The 16,134-nt window shown below is 67.7% G+C and carries 12 protein-coding genes and 1 pseudogene; 9 read left to right on the forward strand and 4 right to left on the reverse strand.

The genetic code is table 11. From position 1 onward, the window contains the following. The first annotated feature begins 15 nt into the window (after positions 1 to 15). The gene (ligD, locus tag ACTHQX_RS06585; RefSeq protein WP_440156398.1) at positions 16 to 1,038 is read left to right on the forward strand and encodes a non-homologous end-joining DNA ligase; all 1,023 of its coding nucleotides are present in this window, start codon (positions 16 to 18) and stop codon (positions 1,036 to 1,038) included. A gap of 63 nt (positions 1,039 to 1,101) precedes the next feature. Here the strand turns inward: ligD and ACTHQX_RS06590 are convergent, their stop codons facing one another. Then, the gene (locus ACTHQX_RS06590) at positions 1,102 to 1,722 is read right to left on the reverse strand and encodes an L-threonylcarbamoyladenylate synthase (protein ID WP_236803264.1); all 621 of its coding nucleotides are present in this window, start codon (positions 1,720 to 1,722) and stop codon (positions 1,102 to 1,104) included. Between the two features lie 120 nt (positions 1,723 to 1,842). After that, positions 1,843 to 3,809: pseudogene (locus ACTHQX_RS06595) on the reverse strand (amino acid transporter). Between the two features lie 223 nt (positions 3,810 to 4,032). On the opposite strand from ACTHQX_RS06595, the gene ACTHQX_RS06600 reads away from it, so the two are divergent. The 3 genes from ACTHQX_RS06600 to ACTHQX_RS06610 all read left to right on the forward strand — a co-directional run bounded on the left by ACTHQX_RS06600 (position 4,033) and on the right by ACTHQX_RS06610 (position 7,216). Next, positions 4,033 to 5,988 (forward strand): DUF4118 domain-containing protein, encoded by a 1,956-nt coding sequence (locus ACTHQX_RS06600; protein WP_440156400.1) that lies wholly within the window; start codon positions 4,033 to 4,035, stop codon positions 5,986 to 5,988. Beyond that, positions 5,985 to 6,659, forward strand: a complete 675-nt coding sequence (locus tag ACTHQX_RS06605; protein ID WP_111902594.1) for a response regulator — start codon at positions 5,985 to 5,987, stop codon at positions 6,657 to 6,659. Before ACTHQX_RS06600 ends, ACTHQX_RS06605 begins: the two co-directional genes overlap by 4 nt. 125 nt (positions 6,660 to 6,784) lie before the next feature. Continuing rightward, a complete protein-coding gene (locus ACTHQX_RS06610; protein WP_236803267.1) occupies positions 6,785 to 7,216 on the forward strand; it encodes a VOC family protein in 432 nt (143 codons plus the stop codon). 78 nt (positions 7,217 to 7,294) lie between these two features. Here the strand turns inward: ACTHQX_RS06610 and ACTHQX_RS06615 are convergent, their stop codons facing one another. Next, a complete protein-coding gene (locus ACTHQX_RS06615; RefSeq protein WP_440156402.1) occupies positions 7,295 to 9,724 on the reverse strand; it encodes a phosphoketolase family protein in 2,430 nt (809 codons plus the stop codon). A 265-nt stretch (positions 9,725 to 9,989) separates the two neighbouring features. Here ACTHQX_RS06615 and ACTHQX_RS06620 point away from each other — a divergent pair, with 265 nt between their 5' ends. From ACTHQX_RS06620 to ACTHQX_RS06635, 4 genes are all read left to right on the forward strand, one after another. Next, positions 9,990 to 10,496, forward strand: a complete 507-nt coding sequence (locus ACTHQX_RS06620) for an HAD domain-containing protein (RefSeq protein WP_440156403.1) — start codon at positions 9,990 to 9,992, stop codon at positions 10,494 to 10,496. A 187-nt stretch (positions 10,497 to 10,683) separates the two neighbouring features. After that, complete coding sequence (locus tag ACTHQX_RS06625) at positions 10,684 to 11,913, forward strand: inorganic phosphate transporter (RefSeq protein ID WP_236803269.1); 1,230 nt, start codon at positions 10,684 to 10,686, stop codon at positions 11,911 to 11,913. Continuing rightward, a complete protein-coding gene (locus tag ACTHQX_RS06630; protein ID WP_440156405.1) occupies positions 11,910 to 12,131 on the forward strand; it encodes a hypothetical protein in 222 nt (73 codons plus the stop codon). Before ACTHQX_RS06625 ends, ACTHQX_RS06630 begins: the two co-directional genes overlap by 4 nt. Positions 12,132 to 12,191: 60 nt before the next feature. After that, positions 12,192 to 12,740 (forward strand): dihydrofolate reductase family protein, encoded by a 549-nt coding sequence (locus tag ACTHQX_RS06635; protein WP_440156407.1) that lies wholly within the window; start codon positions 12,192 to 12,194, stop codon positions 12,738 to 12,740. Between the two features lie 12 nt (positions 12,741 to 12,752). Here ACTHQX_RS06635 and ACTHQX_RS06640 read toward each other — a convergent pair whose 3' ends face one another. Beyond that, on the reverse strand, positions 12,753 to 13,295 hold the full coding sequence (locus ACTHQX_RS06640; RefSeq protein WP_440156409.1) for a hotdog fold thioesterase: 543 nt from the start codon (positions 13,293 to 13,295) through the stop codon (positions 12,753 to 12,755). Here ACTHQX_RS06640 and polA point away from each other — a divergent pair. Then, positions 13,294 to 16,110, forward strand: a complete 2,817-nt coding sequence (gene polA, locus ACTHQX_RS06645; RefSeq protein ID WP_440156410.1) for a DNA polymerase I — start codon at positions 13,294 to 13,296, stop codon at positions 16,108 to 16,110. The genes ACTHQX_RS06640 and polA overlap by 2 nt on opposite strands. Positions 16,111 to 16,134: the final 24 nt, after the last annotated feature.

Consider the following 16,134-nt stretch of genomic DNA (forward strand, 5'->3'; position numbering starts at 1 on the left):
GGGTAGGTTGTCCCCATGGCCAGTGAACAGACCACCATCAGTGTCGACGGGCCCGACGGCCCCCGGGAAATGCGCGTCTCCAGTCCAAGCCGGGTGCTGTGGCCCGAACTGGGACTGACCAAGCTGGACCTGGCGCGCTACTTCGTAGACGTGGGGGAGGCCTTCATCCGCGCCAACGGCGACCGACCGGTGGCGCTGCAGCGGTTTTCCGACACGGTGGACGGCGAGCAGTTCTTCTCCAAGAACCCGCCGAAGGGAACGCCGGACTTCATCCGCACGGTGAAGGTCACCTTTCCGAGCGCGCGCTCGCATCCCATGCTGGTCCTGGACGAGCCGGCCGCCGCTGTCTGGGCCGCACAGATGAACACCGTGGTCTTTCACCCATGGCCGTCCCGTGCGGACAACTCGGACAATCCCGACCAGCTGCGCATCGACCTGGACCCCCAGCCGGGCACCGACTACGACGACGCCATCCCCGCCGCGCTGGAACTGCGGAAGGTACTTGCCGAGGCAGGGCTGGACGCGTTCCTGAAAACCTCCGGCAACCGAGGCCTGCACGTTTATGCCCCCGTTGAGCCGGCCCGGGAGTTCCTGGATGTCCGCCACGCCGTGATCGCTGCCGCCAGGGAGCTCGAGCGGCGCATGCCGGACCAGGTCACCACGAACTGGTGGAAGGAGGAACGCGGCGAGCGCATCTTCGTCGACTTCAACCAGGCCAACCGGGACCGCACCATCGCCGGCGCGTACAGCCCCCGTGCCCTTCCACACGCTTCCGTGTCCTGCCCCATCACCTGGGACGAGCTGGCGGACGTCAGGCCCAGGGACTTCACCATCCTCACCGTGCCGGACAGGCTGAAAACGGTGGGGGACCCCTGGGCGGACATGCACGCAAAGCCCGGCACCATCGACACGCTGCTGGAGTGGTGGGAGCGCGACGTCAAGAACGGGCTGGGTGAACTTCCGTTCCCGCCGGACTACCCCAAGATGCCGGGCGAGCCGCCGCGCGTCCAGCCCAGCAGGGCGAAGAAGCCGGAGTAGCAGGTTCACCGCACCGCCGGGTGACCCGTCCCTACTCGAGCCCGGCCCTACTCAAGCCCGCCCCTACTCGAACCGGGACGGGTCGCCGGTGCCGCGACGCACCACTTCGGCAGTGCCGCCGGAGAAGTCGACCACGGTGGTCGGCTCGGCGCCGGTGTCGCCGGACTCGATGACGGCGTCCACCACGTGGTCCAGCCGTTCCTTGATTTCCCAGCCCTGGGTCAGCGGGTCCTCCTCATCCGGCAGCAGCAGCGTGCTGGACAGCAGCGGTTCGCCGAGTTCGGCCAGCAGCGCCTGCACGAAGTTGTGCCGCGGGATCCGCACACCCACCGTCTTCTTCTTCGGGTGCAGCAGCCGGCGCGGGACCTCCTTGGTGGCCGGCAGGATGAACGTGTAGCTGCCCGGCGTGACGGACTTGATGCTGCGGAACACGTCATTGCCGATGTTCACGAACTGCCCCAGCTGCGCGAAGTCCCGGCAGACCAGCGTGAAATGGTGCTTGTCGTCCAGCTGGCGGATGGAACGGATCCGGTCCAGCGCCTCCTTGTTCCCCAGCTGGGCGCCGAGGGCGTAGCAGGAGTCGGTGGGGTAGGCGATCAGCCCGCCCGATCGCAGGAGCTGCACGATCTGCGAGATCGCGCGGGGCTGGGGGTCCTCGGGGTGGACATCAAAGAATTTCGCCATGCGCTGAGCCTACGGCCCGGCGTCCGTCCGCGCACGCAACACGCAATGCTCAATGCTCAATGCTCAATGCGCATTGCACCGCGCCTGCACCCCGCATGTTCAGGGGGCCAGGGGAAGTGTTCACCCCACATGCACCCACGGACGCCTGGTGACGTCCGGTTCGGCTTCACGCAGCACCTCGCGGGTGACCGGGGCGATCTCGCCCTCGCCCAGGAACAGGAAGCGCAGCAGGTTCACCACCGGATTCCCCTCGGTCCAGCGGAAATAGATGTGCGGCATAAGCCCGGTGACGTCCCGGATGTGCAGGAGCACGGAGGCGATGGTGTTCGGGACCACGGGCCCGTGCACCTCCAGCACCCGGTAGCCGTGCCGCACCACGCCCCGCACCTGCAGTTCGGTCTCGAAGTCGGACGAGTCGTCCACGATCACCTCCAAGAACAGCGCCTGGTAATGCACCGGCAGGTGGCTGACCTCGATGGCGGAAGTCAGTTTCTGCCGGTACGCCTCCGCCGTCACCCTCCGCGGCTCGTGCGCGATGATGCCGATGGGGCCGCTCTCGTCCGCGGCGACGAATTCCAGCGCCGTCCGGTCGAGGCGGACGTGGGTGGCGTGCAGCTCGAAGGACCGCCCGATCCTGGACAGCAGCGAGATGACGATGATGCCGGCGATGAAGAACGCGGCAATGCGGATGCCCTCGGGCCGCTCAACAACGTTTGCGACCGTCGTGTAGATGAACACCAGCGCGATCAGCCCGAAGCCCACGGTACGGTTCCGCTGCCGGCGGCGCCGCGCGGACAGCGCCACAGCCACGGCCGCGGAGGTCATCAGCACCAGCACGCCGGTGGCGTAGGCACCGCCCTGGGCGTCGACGTCGGCCTCGAAAAGAACGGTGACCAGGAAGGCAATGAGGCCGAAAACCAGGACCAGGGGCCGGACGGCCTTGGCCCACTCCGGCGCCATCCCGTAGCGCGGCAGGTACCGCGGCACGAGGTTCAGCAGCCCGGCCATCGCCGACGCCCCGGCGAACCACAGGATGGCGATGGTACTGAGGTCGTAGACGGTGCCGAACCCGTTCCCCAGGTATTCATGGGCCAGGAAGGCGAGGGCACGCCCGTTGGCCTGGCCGCCCGGCTCGAATTCGGCTGCCGGAATGAGGATCACCGTGGTGAAGCTGCTGGCGATGAGGAACGCGCTCATGATCAGCGCGGCGGTGGTCAGCATGCGCCGGGTCCCCTCGACGCGGCCCGCCGGGTTCTCCTCCATGTCCGTGTCCCGGCCGGCATGACCGCCACGCCGGTTTCGAAGCCGGACAGGCCAAGCGCCAGTTTCGGGAACACCAGCAGGGCTATGGCGACGGCGAGCGCCGGGTTGCCGTGCGAGGTCCCCAGGGCCTGCCACCAGTCCCCGACGGCGGTCGGGTGGCCCAGCGTTTCGACGGCGGCCCTCGCCACCACCACAACGTTCAGTCCCAGATAGACCGCCACCAGGACGACGGCGATGCCGATCGCCTCCTTGAACCCGCGCAGGAACACTGCAGCGAGCAGGGCCAGGAGAACGAGGGTCACCGTCACCTCCTGCCCCTGCAGCCATACCGGGGCGTACGGATTCTGGATGAGGTGCGCCGTGGCGTCGGCGGCGGAGAGAGTCATGGTGATCATGAAGTCCGTCGCCGCGAAGCCGAGCAACACCAGGACGAACAGCTTGCCGCCCCAGCGGGGGAGCAGCCGCTCCAGCATGGCGATGGACCCCTCGCCGTGGGAGCTTTCGCCCGCCACGCGGCGGTACACCGGCAGTGCCCCGAACAGGGTGACGGCAACCAGGACCAGCGTGGCCAGCGGGTAAATGACGCCGGCCGCGAGCGCGGCGATGGCGGGCTGGTAGCCGAGGGTGGAGAAGTAGTCCACGCCGGTCAGGCACATGACCTGCCACCACGGATGCTTCCGCTCGTGGGCGGCGGTCAGCCCGCCGGGTCCCTGGTGGGAACCCTTGCTGTCCTGGAGGCCCAGCAGCAGCCAGCTGTGCAGCCGCTGCCGTCGGGTGCGGCGCAGCTCCGAGGGGTCCGCCGGCGGGCGGCTCATGGTTGTCATGGGTGCCTTCCATCTGTGCTGGTGCCCCGCGGCAGCGGCATGTCACTGCGACAGCGGCATGTCACCGTCGCCGTGGCATTTCGCTGCGGGCACAGCCGAACGTAGCACCGCGCAGGAGCGCCGGAACCGCCCGCAGGGGAATCTTGACGGATCCTTAACGCCGGTGTGAGGCACCCCACCGCGCGTGCCGCCGGGGCCGGCGGACTGGTGGAAGAATGGCGTCATGGCAGGGGAACGGATCGTCATTGGCTTGTCGGGAGGCCTAGAGGGGGAGATCCTGATCCGCCGTGCCGCCAAGGTCCTGGACGGTGCCGGCGGCGGTGACCTGCTGGCCGTGCACATCCGTTCCGCGGAGGGCGCGTCGGGCGAATCCACCAGCGCCCTCGAATCCCAGCGCCGCCTGGTGGTGGAGCTGGGCGGCAGCTACCACACCGTCGCCGCCGATGATCCCGTCGAAGCACTCCTGGGGTTCGCGTCCCACGTGGGCGCAACCCGGCTGGTCATCGGCCAGTCGCGCGCGCATCCACTGGCCAAGCTCCTTTCGGGCGGCACCGAGACGCGGATCATCCGCCGTGCGGGCGATCTCGACGTGCAGGTGGTGGCGCATCCGCTGGCCGGGCACGGCACGGGCCGCCGGCGGCAGCGGGACCTTGGCCGCGTGCGCGTCACCGTCGGATTCGTGCTGGCGGCCGCCGTCCCCATCCTGATGCAGCTGGCGCTCGCCGTCATCGAGCACAGCGTGGCCACCGCCGTCCTGGTCCAGCTCGCCGGGGCCGTGGCCGTGGCGCTCGTGGGCGGGCTCTGGCCTGCCGTCGCCGGAGCGCTCTGGAGCAGCCTGCTGGTCAACTACTTCTCCACGCCGCCGGTCGGTGAGCTGGCCATCGGCGACCCGCAGGACCTCCTTTCCCTCGGCGTGTTTGTGGGCGTCTCAGTGGCCGTGGCCGGCGTGGTGGACAGGTCCGCACGCCGTTCCAAGGAGGCCGCCCGGGCGCGCGCCGAGGCGGCCACGCTCGGCGAGCTCGCCCGCGGAGCCACCCGCGCCGAGGATACGGTGGGCAATCTTCTGGAACAGGCGCTGGACGTCTTCGGGGTCCGCGGCGCGGCTCTCTTCAGCGGGTCCGCGTTCGAACCCGCATCCCGCGCCGGTCCCGGCGCCCGGCTGCTCGCGAGTGCGGGCGAGCTGACGGAGGATGAACGGAAAGGCGCGGATTTCGCCGGGCACACCGTGGAACCGGTCGACGACGGCACCTGGCTGGTGCTGTTTGGCAGGACCGTGCCGGCTGCCGACAGCAGCCTGCTGGGCGCGTTCGCCGCGCACGTGCTGGCCCAGCTGGAGCGCCAGCAGCTGGCCGCCAGCCGCCTCGAGGTGCTGAGGCTGGCCGAGGGAAACACCATGCGCACCGCCATCCTGCGTGCCGTCTCGCACGACCTCCGCACGCCGCTCGCCGGCATCAAACTCGCCGTCGGCGGTCTCCTGCAAACCGCGGTCACGTATCCCCCCGAGGAGAAACAGGAACTGTTGGAAACCATCGACGAATGCTCGGACCGGCTGGACGTCCTGGTGGGCAACCTCCTCGACATGTCCAGGATCACCGCCGACTCAGTCCGTCCCCTGCTGAAGCCCGTTCGGTGGCTCGATGTTGTGCCTCCCGCGCTGCGCGGCCTTCCGGCTGGGAGCGTGCGGGTGGAACTGCCGCCGAACCTTCCCGCCGTCGACGCCGACGCAGTCTTGCTGGAGCGCGTCATCGCCAACATCGCCGAGAACGCGGTCAAGTACGCCCCGGCCTCTGACGTAAAGGTGACGGCGGCGGCGGGCGGGCTTAGTGGCGCGATCCTCAACGGCCACCCGGCAGGTGAACTGAGGATCATCGACCACGGACGCGGTGTCCCGGGCCGGAACGTGCCCGCGATGTTCCGGCCGTTCCAGCGCCTGGATGATGTGTCCCAGTCCACCGGCGTGGGCCTGGGACTGGCCGTCGCGAGGGGGTTCGTCTCGGCCATGGGCGGCAGCCTGGCGGCAGAGGAGACGCCCGGCGGGGGACTCACCATGGTCATCCGGCTTCCCCTGTCAACGGGGCATGACTCAACCGGGGCTGACGGCGGGACCTCCGCCGTCGTTCCCGGCGTTTCAGTGCCTGGTGTTTCACCTGCCGTACCTCCCCAGGAGACTGCCCAATGACTGGCGTCCTCGTCGTCGACGACGACCAGCACCTGCTGAAGGCCCTGCGGATCACACTGCAGGCGCACGGCTACACCGTGGAGACGGCCGCGGACGGCGAGGCCGCGCTGATTGCTGCCTCCCGCAATCCGCCCGGGCTTGTTGTCCTGGATCTTGGATTACCGGACATGGACGGCGCGGCGGTCCTCAGGGAGCTACGCCGGTGGAGCTCCGCCCCGGTCCTGGTGCTCTCGGCCCGGCACGGTTCATCGGACAAGGTGGACGCCCTCGACGCCGGCGCGGATGATTACATCACCAAGCCCTTCGGGCTGGAGGAACTCCTGGCCCGGCTCCGCGCGCTCCTGCGGCGCGCGCCGGAAACCGCCGAGCCCTCCACCGTGGACACCGCGGAGTTCAGCGTGGACCTGGGGCGGCGGATGGTCACCCGGAACGGTGAGCCTGTCCGGCTCACTCCCACGGAGTGGAGCATCCTTGAACTCCTGGTGCGGAACCCCGGCAAGCTCATCACCCAGCAGCAGATCCTGGCCACCGTCTGGGGGCCAGCCTACGAGAAGGAAGCCAACTACCTCCGGGTGTACATGGCCCAGCTCCGGCGCAAGCTGGAGGCGGACACAGGCAACCCGCGCCATCTGCTGACCGAGGCCGGCGTCGGCTACCGCTTCCGGCCCTGAGCTGCCCTTATGGACATCCGTGAACTTCCGTGAACCCCTATGAAGGGGATCCGGATTCGGGCAACATGTGTAGAGCCGGGCGCCGCACACCGGGCGCCACACGTACAGCCGAAGGAGAACAGATCGTGTCCACCCTGCTCAACCCGTACCTAAGCTTCCGTGACACCGCCCGCGACGCCATGACCTTCTACCAGTCGGTGTTCGGCGGCGACCTGGCACTCAGCACCTTCGGGGAGTTCCACGCCAGTGAAGATCCTGCCGAGTCGGACAAGATCATGCACGGGATGCTGACCTCGGAGAAGGGGCTCGTGCTCATGGGAGCCGACACCCCCAACTCCATGGACTATTCACCGGGGAACAACATCTCGGTATCGCTCAGCGGGGACGACGAGGCGGAACTTCGCGGTTACTACGACAAACTCTCTGGCGACGGCGGATCCGTCACCGTCCCGATGGAGAAGGCGCCTTGGGGTGACATCTTCGGCATGTGCACCGACAAGTTCGGCATCGCTTGGCTGGTAAACGTCAGCGGGGCCTCGGCAGCGCCTGGTTCCTAGAAGTAGCAACGCGGGGTCACTTTTTGCCCAATAACAGGCCTCCATTGGACGATATCTGACCTCGCGTTGCAGTTTGGTTTAGGAACCGGGCGGCGACCATACCCAGTCGCGGATGCCGGGCAAATCCTCGAAGTGCTCCCGGATGTATTCGGCATGGGCGTCCAGCTGCTGGTTGCAGTGCTCTGCCAGGGCCTCCGCGCCGTCGAACTGCCGCGGCATCCGGCGCAGCGCCTCCAACGCCAGATGGTAGCGGCTCATCCGGTTGACCACCACCATGTCGAACGGCGTAGTGGTGGTGCCCTGCTGGCTGTAGCCGTGGACGTGGAACCGGTCCGGGTTCGGCCGCCCGTGCAGGAGCTGGTGGAACGAGCGGGCGTAGCCGTGCCATGCCACCACCACCTCGCAGCTGTCTGTGAACAGCGAAGCGAACGTCCCGTCGTCGAGCCCGTGCGGGTGCACGTTGCGCGGCGGAAGAACCATGGCGTCCATGACGTTCACCACGCGCACGGTGGCATCGGGAACGTGGCGCTGCAGCAGCCAGGCCGCCGCGAGTGCCTCCTCAGTGGGGATGTCGCCGGCGCAGGCGAGGACGACGTCCGGTTCAGTGTCGCTGCCGTCCTCGTTACCGGCCCACTCCCAAATGGAGGCTCCGGCCTCGGCATGCGCGCGGGCTTCCGCCAGGGTCAGGTACTGGGGGTGTGACTGCTTGTCGACGACGACCAGGTTCACATAGTCCTTGCTGAGCAGGGTGTGTTCTGCCGCCGCCAGAAGAGTGTTGGTGTCCGGCGGCAGGTAGATTCTCGTCACTTCACCGGACAGGGACAGCACGGTGTCGATCAGGCCCGGGCCCTGGTGGCTGAAGCCGTTGTGGTCGTTGCGCCAGCAGGTGGAGGTCAGCAGGATGTTCAGGCTCGGCACCGGCGAGCGCCATTCCAGCTCCCGGGCGTGCTGCAGCCACTTGGCGTGCTGGACGGTCATGGAGGCGCTGACCATGGCGAAGGCCTCGTAGCTGGCGAAGAACCCGTGCCGTCCGGTCAGCAGGTAGCCTTCCAGCCAGCCCTGGCACAGGTGCTCGGAGAGCACCTCCATGACGCGGCCGTCCGGCGAGACGTGGCTGTCCCCGCCGCCGTTATCCCTGTCGTTCCCCGGCAGCGTCAGGCAACGGTCAGTGGCCTCAAACACGGCGCCCAGCCTGTTGCTGTTGGTTTCGTCCGGGCAGAACAGCCGGAACCGCGGGTTGTCCTCCGTGCCGGTGTAGAGGTCGCGGAACAGTTCACCCAGCGGCTTGGTGGTTTCGATGCTGGTTGAACCGGGCTGGCCGGGGTTGACGGCGTACCGGGCGAGGTCAGGTATTTCCAGCGGGACGGACGGCTGGCCGTTGGCCCACGGCGCCGCTCCCATCCGGAGCCTGCCTTCGGGAGCCAGAGCGGCCAGTTCGGGGAGGAGCCGGCCGTCGTCGTCGAACAGGGATACGGGCTGGTAGGAGCGCATCCATTGCTCCAGCAGCGCCAGGTGCTCCGGGTTGTCCCTGACACCGGACAGGGGAACCTGGTGCGCACGGAACGTGCCTTCCACCGGGGTGCCGTCCACGGACTCCGGTCCGGTCCAGCCCTTGGGGGTCCGCAGGATGATCGCCGGCCAGCGAGGCGCCGTCGGCAGGTTACGGCCGGAGCCGGAAGCACCGGAACCGGCGCCCCGGGCGGCCTGCTGGATGTTCCGGATGGTGGCATATGCACTTTCCAGGGCGGCCGCCAGGGCGCGGTGGACCTTCTCGGGCTGGTCGCCGGACACTGTTACGGGTTCCCAGCCGTTGGCACTTAGCAATGCCTCGACGTCCGCGTCGGGGCGCCGTCCCAGGACTGTAGGCCCGGAAATCTTGGCCCCGTTGAGGTGCAGGATGGGCAGGACCGCGCCGTCCCGCGCCGCGTTGAGGAAGAACGGCGCCGTCCACGAGGCGGCCAGCGGGCCAGTCTCGGCCTCGCCGTCGCCCACCACGCAGGCGGCGATGAGGTCCGGGTTATCCATCACCGCGCCGGTGGCGTGCATCAGCGAGTAGCCCAGTTCGCCGCCCTCGTGGATGGACCCGGGCGTTGCCGGACCCACGTGGCTGCCCACACCGCCCGGCGTCGAAAACTGCCTGGCCAGCCGGCGCAGCCCGGCGGCGTCGCGGCCGACCTCAGGGTAGATTTCGGAGTACGTGCCCTCGAGGTAGACGTTCGCCACCACCGACGGTCCGCCGTGGCCCGGGCCGGCAATGAACAGGACCTCGGCCGACGTTTTCTTGATCAGCCGGTTCAGGTGGGCGTAGATCAGCGACAGCCCGGGACCGGTGCCCCAGTGCCCCAGCAGCCTCGGCTTGATGTGCTCCGGCCGCAGCGGCTCCCGAAGCAGGGCGTTGTCCTGGAGGTAGATCTGGGCCACCGTCAGGTAGTTGGCCGCGTTCCAGTAGCGGTGGAGGAGGTCCAGTTCGTCATCCGAAATTGCCCCGTTTGCCCCGGCCATGCCCATTTATTGCCTTCCGTCGGATCCCGCTCCAGCGCTGAGGGGCACAGTCTACCCCGGGGTTATGGCGGCCTTCAGATCCACTCCGGGTCCGCCCAACCGGCAGTTGGGGCTCTTGTTCCCAGAGGCCTTGCCCGTACTGGCCACGGTTCCGTAGCGTTGCAGGCGTGGAAGGAATGCCGCGGGAATCGCAGCGTCGAATGGGGACGCCGCGCTAACGGGGGACACGCTCAAGGGAGACACCACGCTCAAGGGAGACACAGGGAACAGGGTGACCCTCTACCTCGATGTCGATGGCGTGGTGTGCCCATTTGGCCCCACGGGCACCACGCCGTGGGACTCGGCCTGGCGTTACACCTTCGCCGGGATGCTGGAAGTTGCCTATGCGGCGGAGCTGGTGACGGCCCTGAACCGGCTGTCCCTGCAGCCCGGACTCCGGTGCGTCTGGCTCACCAGCTGGGAGGAACTGGCGCCCGCCGTTCTCTGCCCGGTCACCGGACTGGAGGGAAGCACGTGGCCGGTGCTGACCGCTGACGGGGCGGGCAGCGGCGCGGAATGGTGGAAGCTGGAAGCCATTCAGGCGGATGTGGGCAGGAACACGCCGGAGCGGATCGTCTGGGTGGATGACCAGCTCGCATTTGAAGGCCGTGCGCAGGCGTGGGCGCGGATCCTTGGCCGCCGTGCCTTGCTGGTTTCGCCGGACCCCCGGACAGGATTGTCACCGCGTCAGCTGGAGGCCATCCGCTCCTTCTCCCGGCCCCCGGACCGGCAGGTGTGACTGAGTTGAGCAGTGCAGGTTTGACCTTGCCTGCAGGACGCGTACCATCGATAAGGTTTCAAGCCCGCTCTGCAGCTCCGCTACCTCCACCCCCAGACGTATCCTTAAACAGCGGGTGAACTATGCTGTGCAGTGCAGGCCGGGGAAGTGGAACTGCTGTACGTAGACTCTGCAGATTGGGCAACAGGTGGACATCACCTTCATGGTGGCGCTGGTCATTGCGCTGGCATTATTTTTCGACTTCACGAACGGTTTCCACGACACCGCAAACGCGATGGCCACGCCCATTGCCACCGGTGCCATCAAGCCGAAGACTGCGGTTGCCCTTGCGGCGGCCCTGAACCTCGTCGGCGCGTTCCTGTCCACGGAAGTCGCCAAAACGGTCTCGGGGGGCATCATTCGCGAGGGGTCCGGCGGGGTCCAGATCACCCCGGACATCATTTTCGCCGGCCTCATGGGGGCCATCCTCTGGAACATGATCACCTGGCTCAAGGGACTGCCCTCCAGCTCGTCCCATGCGCTGTTCGGCGGCCTCATCGGGGCCGCGGTTGTGGGCATCGGCTTCCACTCCGTCAACCTCGAGACGCTGCTGCAAAAGGTCATTCTGCCCGCCATCTTCGCCCCGGTCATCGCAGGGCTTGTGGCCTACGTCTGCACCCGGATCGCCTACGGCCTCACGTCACGGCATGATCCGGAGACAGGCAGCAAGCTCACGCAGAAGCGCGGCGGCTTCCGGACAGGCCAGATCTTCACCTCCAGCCTGGTGGCGCTGGCCCACGGCACCAACGACGCCCAGAAAACCATGGGCATCATCACCCTCGTACTGATCGCGGCCGGGACGCAGAAGCCCGGCTCCGGCCCGGAGCTGTGGGTGATCACGGCCTGCGCCCTCGCCATCGCCATCGGAACCTATGCCGGCGGCTGGCGCATCATCAGGACCATGGGTGCGGGGCTCACCGAGGTGAAGCCCGCCCAAGGCTTCGCGGCCGAGTCGAGCACGGCTTCCGCCATCCTGGCCTCCTCGCACCTGGGCTTTGCCCTGTCCACCACCCAGGTGGCCTCCGGTTCAGTGATTGGTTCCGGCATGGGCCGCAGGGGCACTACGGTGCGCTGGGGCATGGTGGGGCGCATCGCACTCGGGTGGCTCTTCACGCTGCCCGCCGCGGGCATTGTCGGTGCTTTGACCGCACTGCTGGTCAAGACCGGGGTGGTCGGCGTGGTGATTGCGGCAGTGGCCGGCACCGGCGCCGTCTTGTACATGTTCCTGGTATCCCGCAAATCCCAGGTGGGCCACCACAACGCCGTCGAGGTCGAAGAGGCCGGGCAGGCAATCCGCTTCGCGAAGAAGAAGGCCCTCGCCAGGGCACGCGCCGCCGAGCGCGCCAAGAACAACAACCCGAAGGGCCCGCAGCGATGAAGTGGTTGGAACTCCTCACCGTAGCCGGCGCCACTCTGGTCGCCGCCGTGACCGTCGTGGTCCTTTACTCCCTTGGCGTCCGGCTGACCGCCATCGCCGGTGACCGCCACGTGGCCGCGCCGGCCTGGGTCAAATACCTCTCCTACGCCTGCTTTGGACTCTGCGGCATCGCCGTGATGTTCGGCCTGTACCTGATCATTCCGTACTTCAGCGGCTAACCGGGCAGGTCCGGCGGCGGTCCTCTGGGAACGCTGAACCGGAGTGGCTAGGCTGGGTCCATGCCCAGTGTCCAGTATTACGTTGCGTCCTCCCTCGACGGCTTCATCGCCACGGCAGACGACGACCTTGCCTGGCTGCTCCAGTTCGACGGCTTCGATGGCGGCAAGGAAAGCTACGACGCCTTCATATCCGGCGTCGGCTGCATCGTCATGGGCGGGACCACCTACGGGTGGCTGATGGAGCACGAACCCGGCAACTGGCCTTACCCCGGCACGCCCTGCTGGATCTTCACCCACCACGAGTTCAGCGCCCCGCCGGGAGCTGACATCACGTTCGTCCGCGGCGAAGTGACCGAATTCATCGACGACCTCTGGCGTGACGCTGCCGGCAAAAACATCTGGGTGGTGGGCGGCGGCGAGCTCGCCGCCCAGTTCGCCGGCGCCGGCCTCCTGGACGAACTGATTGTCTCGGTCATCCCCGTGGTGCTCGGCGGCGGAAAACGGCTGCTTCCCCTCGTCCAGGGCCCGACGGCGCCACTCGAGTTGCAGGAGGCTCGTCCCCAGGGGCGGGGGATCGTGGAGCTCCGGTACAGCTGGCCTGGCCGCTAGCCTCTTCCGCCGCTATCGGATGAGGTTGGTGATGCGCGCCGTGGACAGTCGGCGCCCCTGTTCGTCGGTCATCACGATCTCGTGAGTGGTCAGCGTGCGGCCCAGGTGGATGGCCGTGCACGTTCCGGTGACCGTGCCCGCGGAGACCGCGCGGTGGTGCGTGGCGCCCACCTCGATGCCCAGCGCCTGGCGGCCGGGACCGGCGTGCATCCCCGCGGCAAACGATCCCAGGGTCTCGGCCAGCACCACATGCGCGCCGCCATGGAGGATCCCGGCCACCTGCGTATTCCCCTCCACGGGCATCGTGGCAACGCACCGTTCAGGGCTCATCTCCAGGAACCGGATCCCCATCTTCACCACGAGGGCGCCGATGCCGTACTCCGCGAGCCATTCGTGCAGGTGCTCGGGGACGCCGGCCTCAAACAGCTCTTCCCTGAACTGGGCTTCAACCGAGGCTGCAACCTCGGCGGGCGCCGCGATGGCCGCATCTGCGGCTGCGCCGGCCTCTGTGGGGCTGGCCTCACCGGCAGGGCCGGGCGTGAAATTGTCCATCATGGCAACTAGGCTGGCACCTGTGAGTGAAACAACCAAACCGGCCCCAATTCCGTCCACAACCCAGACCCTTCAGGACATTGCAGTGTCCCCGGCTGACGCCCCGTCGGTGTCGGCCACCCAGGCTCCCGTCGTTCCCCTGACGGAGCAGCCCCGGCTTCTGGTGCTGGACGGGCACTCCATGGCCTTCCGGGCCTTCTTCGCCCTCCCGGCCGACAAGTTCTCCACGGCCCGGGGCCAGCACACCAACGCGATCCACGGCTTCACATCCATGCTCATCAACCTGATCAAGGAACAGAAGCCCACCCACATTGCCGTGGCCTTCGACGTCTCGGATGACACCACTCACCGCAAGGCCGAATACAGCGAGTACAAGGGCGGCCGCAACGAAACGCCCCGCGAAATGAGCGGCCAGATCGACCTCATCGACCAGGTCATGGCCGCCTGGGGCATCAAGACCATCAAGATGCCCGGCTACGAGGCGGACGACATCCTGGCCACGCTCGCAGCCATGGGTGAAAAGGCCGGCTACGAAGTCCTGCTCGTGTCCGGCGACCGCGACGCCTTCCAGCTCATCACGGACAACGTCTTCGTGCTGTACCCAAGGAAGGGCGTCAGCGACATCCCGCGCATGGACGCCGCCGCCATCGAGGCCAAGTACTTCGTCAGCCCCTCCCGGTATTCAGACCTCGCGGCCCTGGTGGGGGAGACCGCTGACAACCTGCCGGGCGTCCCGGGAGTCGGACCCAAAACGGCAGCCAAGTGGATCAATCTCTACGGCGGCCTCGAAGGCGTGCTGGAACACCTCGATGCCATCGGCGGGAAGGTGGGGGACGCGCTGCGGGACAACGTGGACGCGGTCAAGCGCAACCGGAAGCTGAACCGGCTGCACACCGACCTTGACCTCCCGGTGACGCTGGACGAGCTGGCTGACCCGCGGCCGGACCAGAAGGCTGTCGAGGAGCTCTTCGACGAGCTCGAATTCAAGACGATCCGCACCCGTCTCTTTGATCTGTACGCGAGCGAGGCTCCTGCGCCGGAGCGCGAGCCCCTGGAGAGCAGGGACTTTGCCGCGCTGGCCGACGCGGACTCGCTCCGGGCCTTCCTCGAGGCAGGGGCCGGGCAGCGGTCCGCCCTCGCCGTGGACGTGCTGCCCGGCCGGATCGGCGAGGACGCGGACGCCGTCGCCATCGTGCGGGACGATGCCGCCGCCTACGTGGACCTCACCGCGCTGGACGCCGACGCCGACAATGTGCTGGCCCAGTGGCTCCGGGACGCGGGATCGCCGAAGGTGATGCACGGCTACAAGGCGGCACTGAAGGCATTGGCCAACCGCGGGTTCGGTTTGGAGGGCGTGGTGGATGACACCTCCATCTCCGGCTACCTCATCCAGCCCGATCGCCGCACTTACGAACTGGCCGAACTGGCCCAGTTCCACCTGAACATCCACATCACGCCCGAGGCCGCCAAGGCCGGCCAGCTGGAGCTGGCGTTCGACGACGACGCCGCGGCGTCCGGTGCGCTGGTCCAGGTGGCCGCCGTCGTCCATAAACTGAGCCGGTTCTTCGAATCGGAACTGAGGGACCGCAAGGCCGAGGATCTGCTGGCCACGCTGGAGCTGCCGGTGGCCCGTGTCCTCGCGGATATGGAGAAGACCGGCATCGCCGTCTCCATGGAGCTGATGGACGAACAGCTGGCGGACCTGGCCAGGGTGATCGACGATGCGCAGGAACGGGCGTTCGCCGCGATCGGCCACGAGGTGAACCTCGGTTCGCCGAAGCAGCTGCAGACGGTCCTCTTCGAGGAGCTGCAACTTCCCAAGACCAAGAAGATCAAGTCCGGGTACACCACGGACGCCGCTTCGCTGAAGAGCCTGCTGGAGAAGACCGGGCATGAATTCCTGGTCCAGCTCATGGCCCACCGCGAATCGGCGAAGCTGCGGCAGATGGTGGAAACGCTGAAGAAGTCCGTGGCCGAGGACGGGCGCATCCACACCACCTACGCCCAGAACGTGGCTGCCACCGGGCGCATCTCGTCCAACAACCCCAACCTGCAGAACATCCCGATCCGCAGCGAGGAGGGCCGCCGCGTGCGGGGCATCTTCGTGGTCAGCGACGGGTACGAGTGCCTGCTGTCCGCGGACTACTCGCAGATCGAGATGCGCATCATGGCGCACCTGTCCGGCGACGCCGGCCTGATCGAGGCCTACCGCGAGGGGGAAGACCTGCACCGCTTCGTCGGCTCGTCCATCTTCCACGTGCCGCCGGCCGAGGTGACCAGCGCGATGCGCTCCAAGGTCAAGGCCATGTCCTACGGCCTGGCCTACGGGCTGACGTCCTTCGGGCTGTCAAAGCAGCTCGAGATCTCGGTGGATGAGGCCAGAAACCTCATGAAGGACTACTTTGACCGGTTCGGTGCCGTGCGGGACTACCTCCGCGGCGTGGTGGACCAGGCCAGGGTGGACGGCTACACGGCCACGATCGAGGGCCGGCGCCGCTACCTGCCGGACCTCACCAGCACAGACCGGCAGCTGCGCGAGAACGCCGAGCGCATCGCCCTCAACTCACCCATCCAGGGCTCCGCGGCGGACATCATCAAGCGTGCCATGCTCGGCGTGCACTCGGAACTGGCCGCACAGGGGCTCAAGTCACGCATGCTTTTGCAGGTCCATGACGAACTCGTGCTGGAAGTGGCCACCGGCGAACGGGAGGCAGTCGAAAAGCTCGTCACGGAGCAGATGGCCGCCGCCGCGGAACTCAGCGTTCCGCTGGAAGTCCAGATCGGCGTCGGCACCAGCTGGTACGACGCCGGCCACTAGCCTCAACGGACCCCGCCGCGCCGG

The organism is Arthrobacter sp. SAFR-023, assembly GCF_051965295.1.
GTDB lineage: Bacteria > Actinomycetota > Actinomycetes > Actinomycetales > Micrococcaceae > Arthrobacter.

What these genes read in the sequence shown, in the direction of transcription:
- ligD (WP_440156398.1), top strand. Translation starts at nt 16, where the DNA reads ATGGCCAGTGAACAGACCACCATCAGTGTCGACGGGCCCGACGGCCCC.
- ACTHQX_RS06590 (WP_236803264.1), bottom strand. Translation starts at nt 1,722, where the DNA reads ATGGCGAAATTCTTTGATGTCCACCCCGAGGACCCCCAGCCCCGCGCG.
- ACTHQX_RS06600 (WP_440156400.1), top strand. Translation starts at nt 4,033, where the DNA reads ATGGCAGGGGAACGGATCGTCATTGGCTTGTCGGGAGGCCTAGAGGGG.
- ACTHQX_RS06605 (WP_111902594.1), top strand. Translation starts at nt 5,985, where the DNA reads ATGACTGGCGTCCTCGTCGTCGACGACGACCAGCACCTGCTGAAGGCC.
- ACTHQX_RS06615 (WP_440156402.1), bottom strand. Translation starts at nt 9,724, where the DNA reads ATGGGCATGGCCGGGGCAAACGGGGCAATTTCGGATGACGAACTGGAC.
- ACTHQX_RS06630 (WP_440156405.1), top strand. Translation starts at nt 11,910, where the DNA reads ATGAAGTGGTTGGAACTCCTCACCGTAGCCGGCGCCACTCTGGTCGCC.
- ACTHQX_RS06635 (WP_440156407.1), top strand. Translation starts at nt 12,192, where the DNA reads ATGCCCAGTGTCCAGTATTACGTTGCGTCCTCCCTCGACGGCTTCATC.
- polA (WP_440156410.1), top strand. Translation starts at nt 13,294, where the DNA reads ATGGCAACTAGGCTGGCACCTGTGAGTGAAACAACCAAACCGGCCCCA.
- ACTHQX_RS06640 (WP_440156409.1), bottom strand. Translation starts at nt 13,295, where the DNA reads ATGATGGACAATTTCACGCCCGGCCCTGCCGGTGAGGCCAGCCCCACA.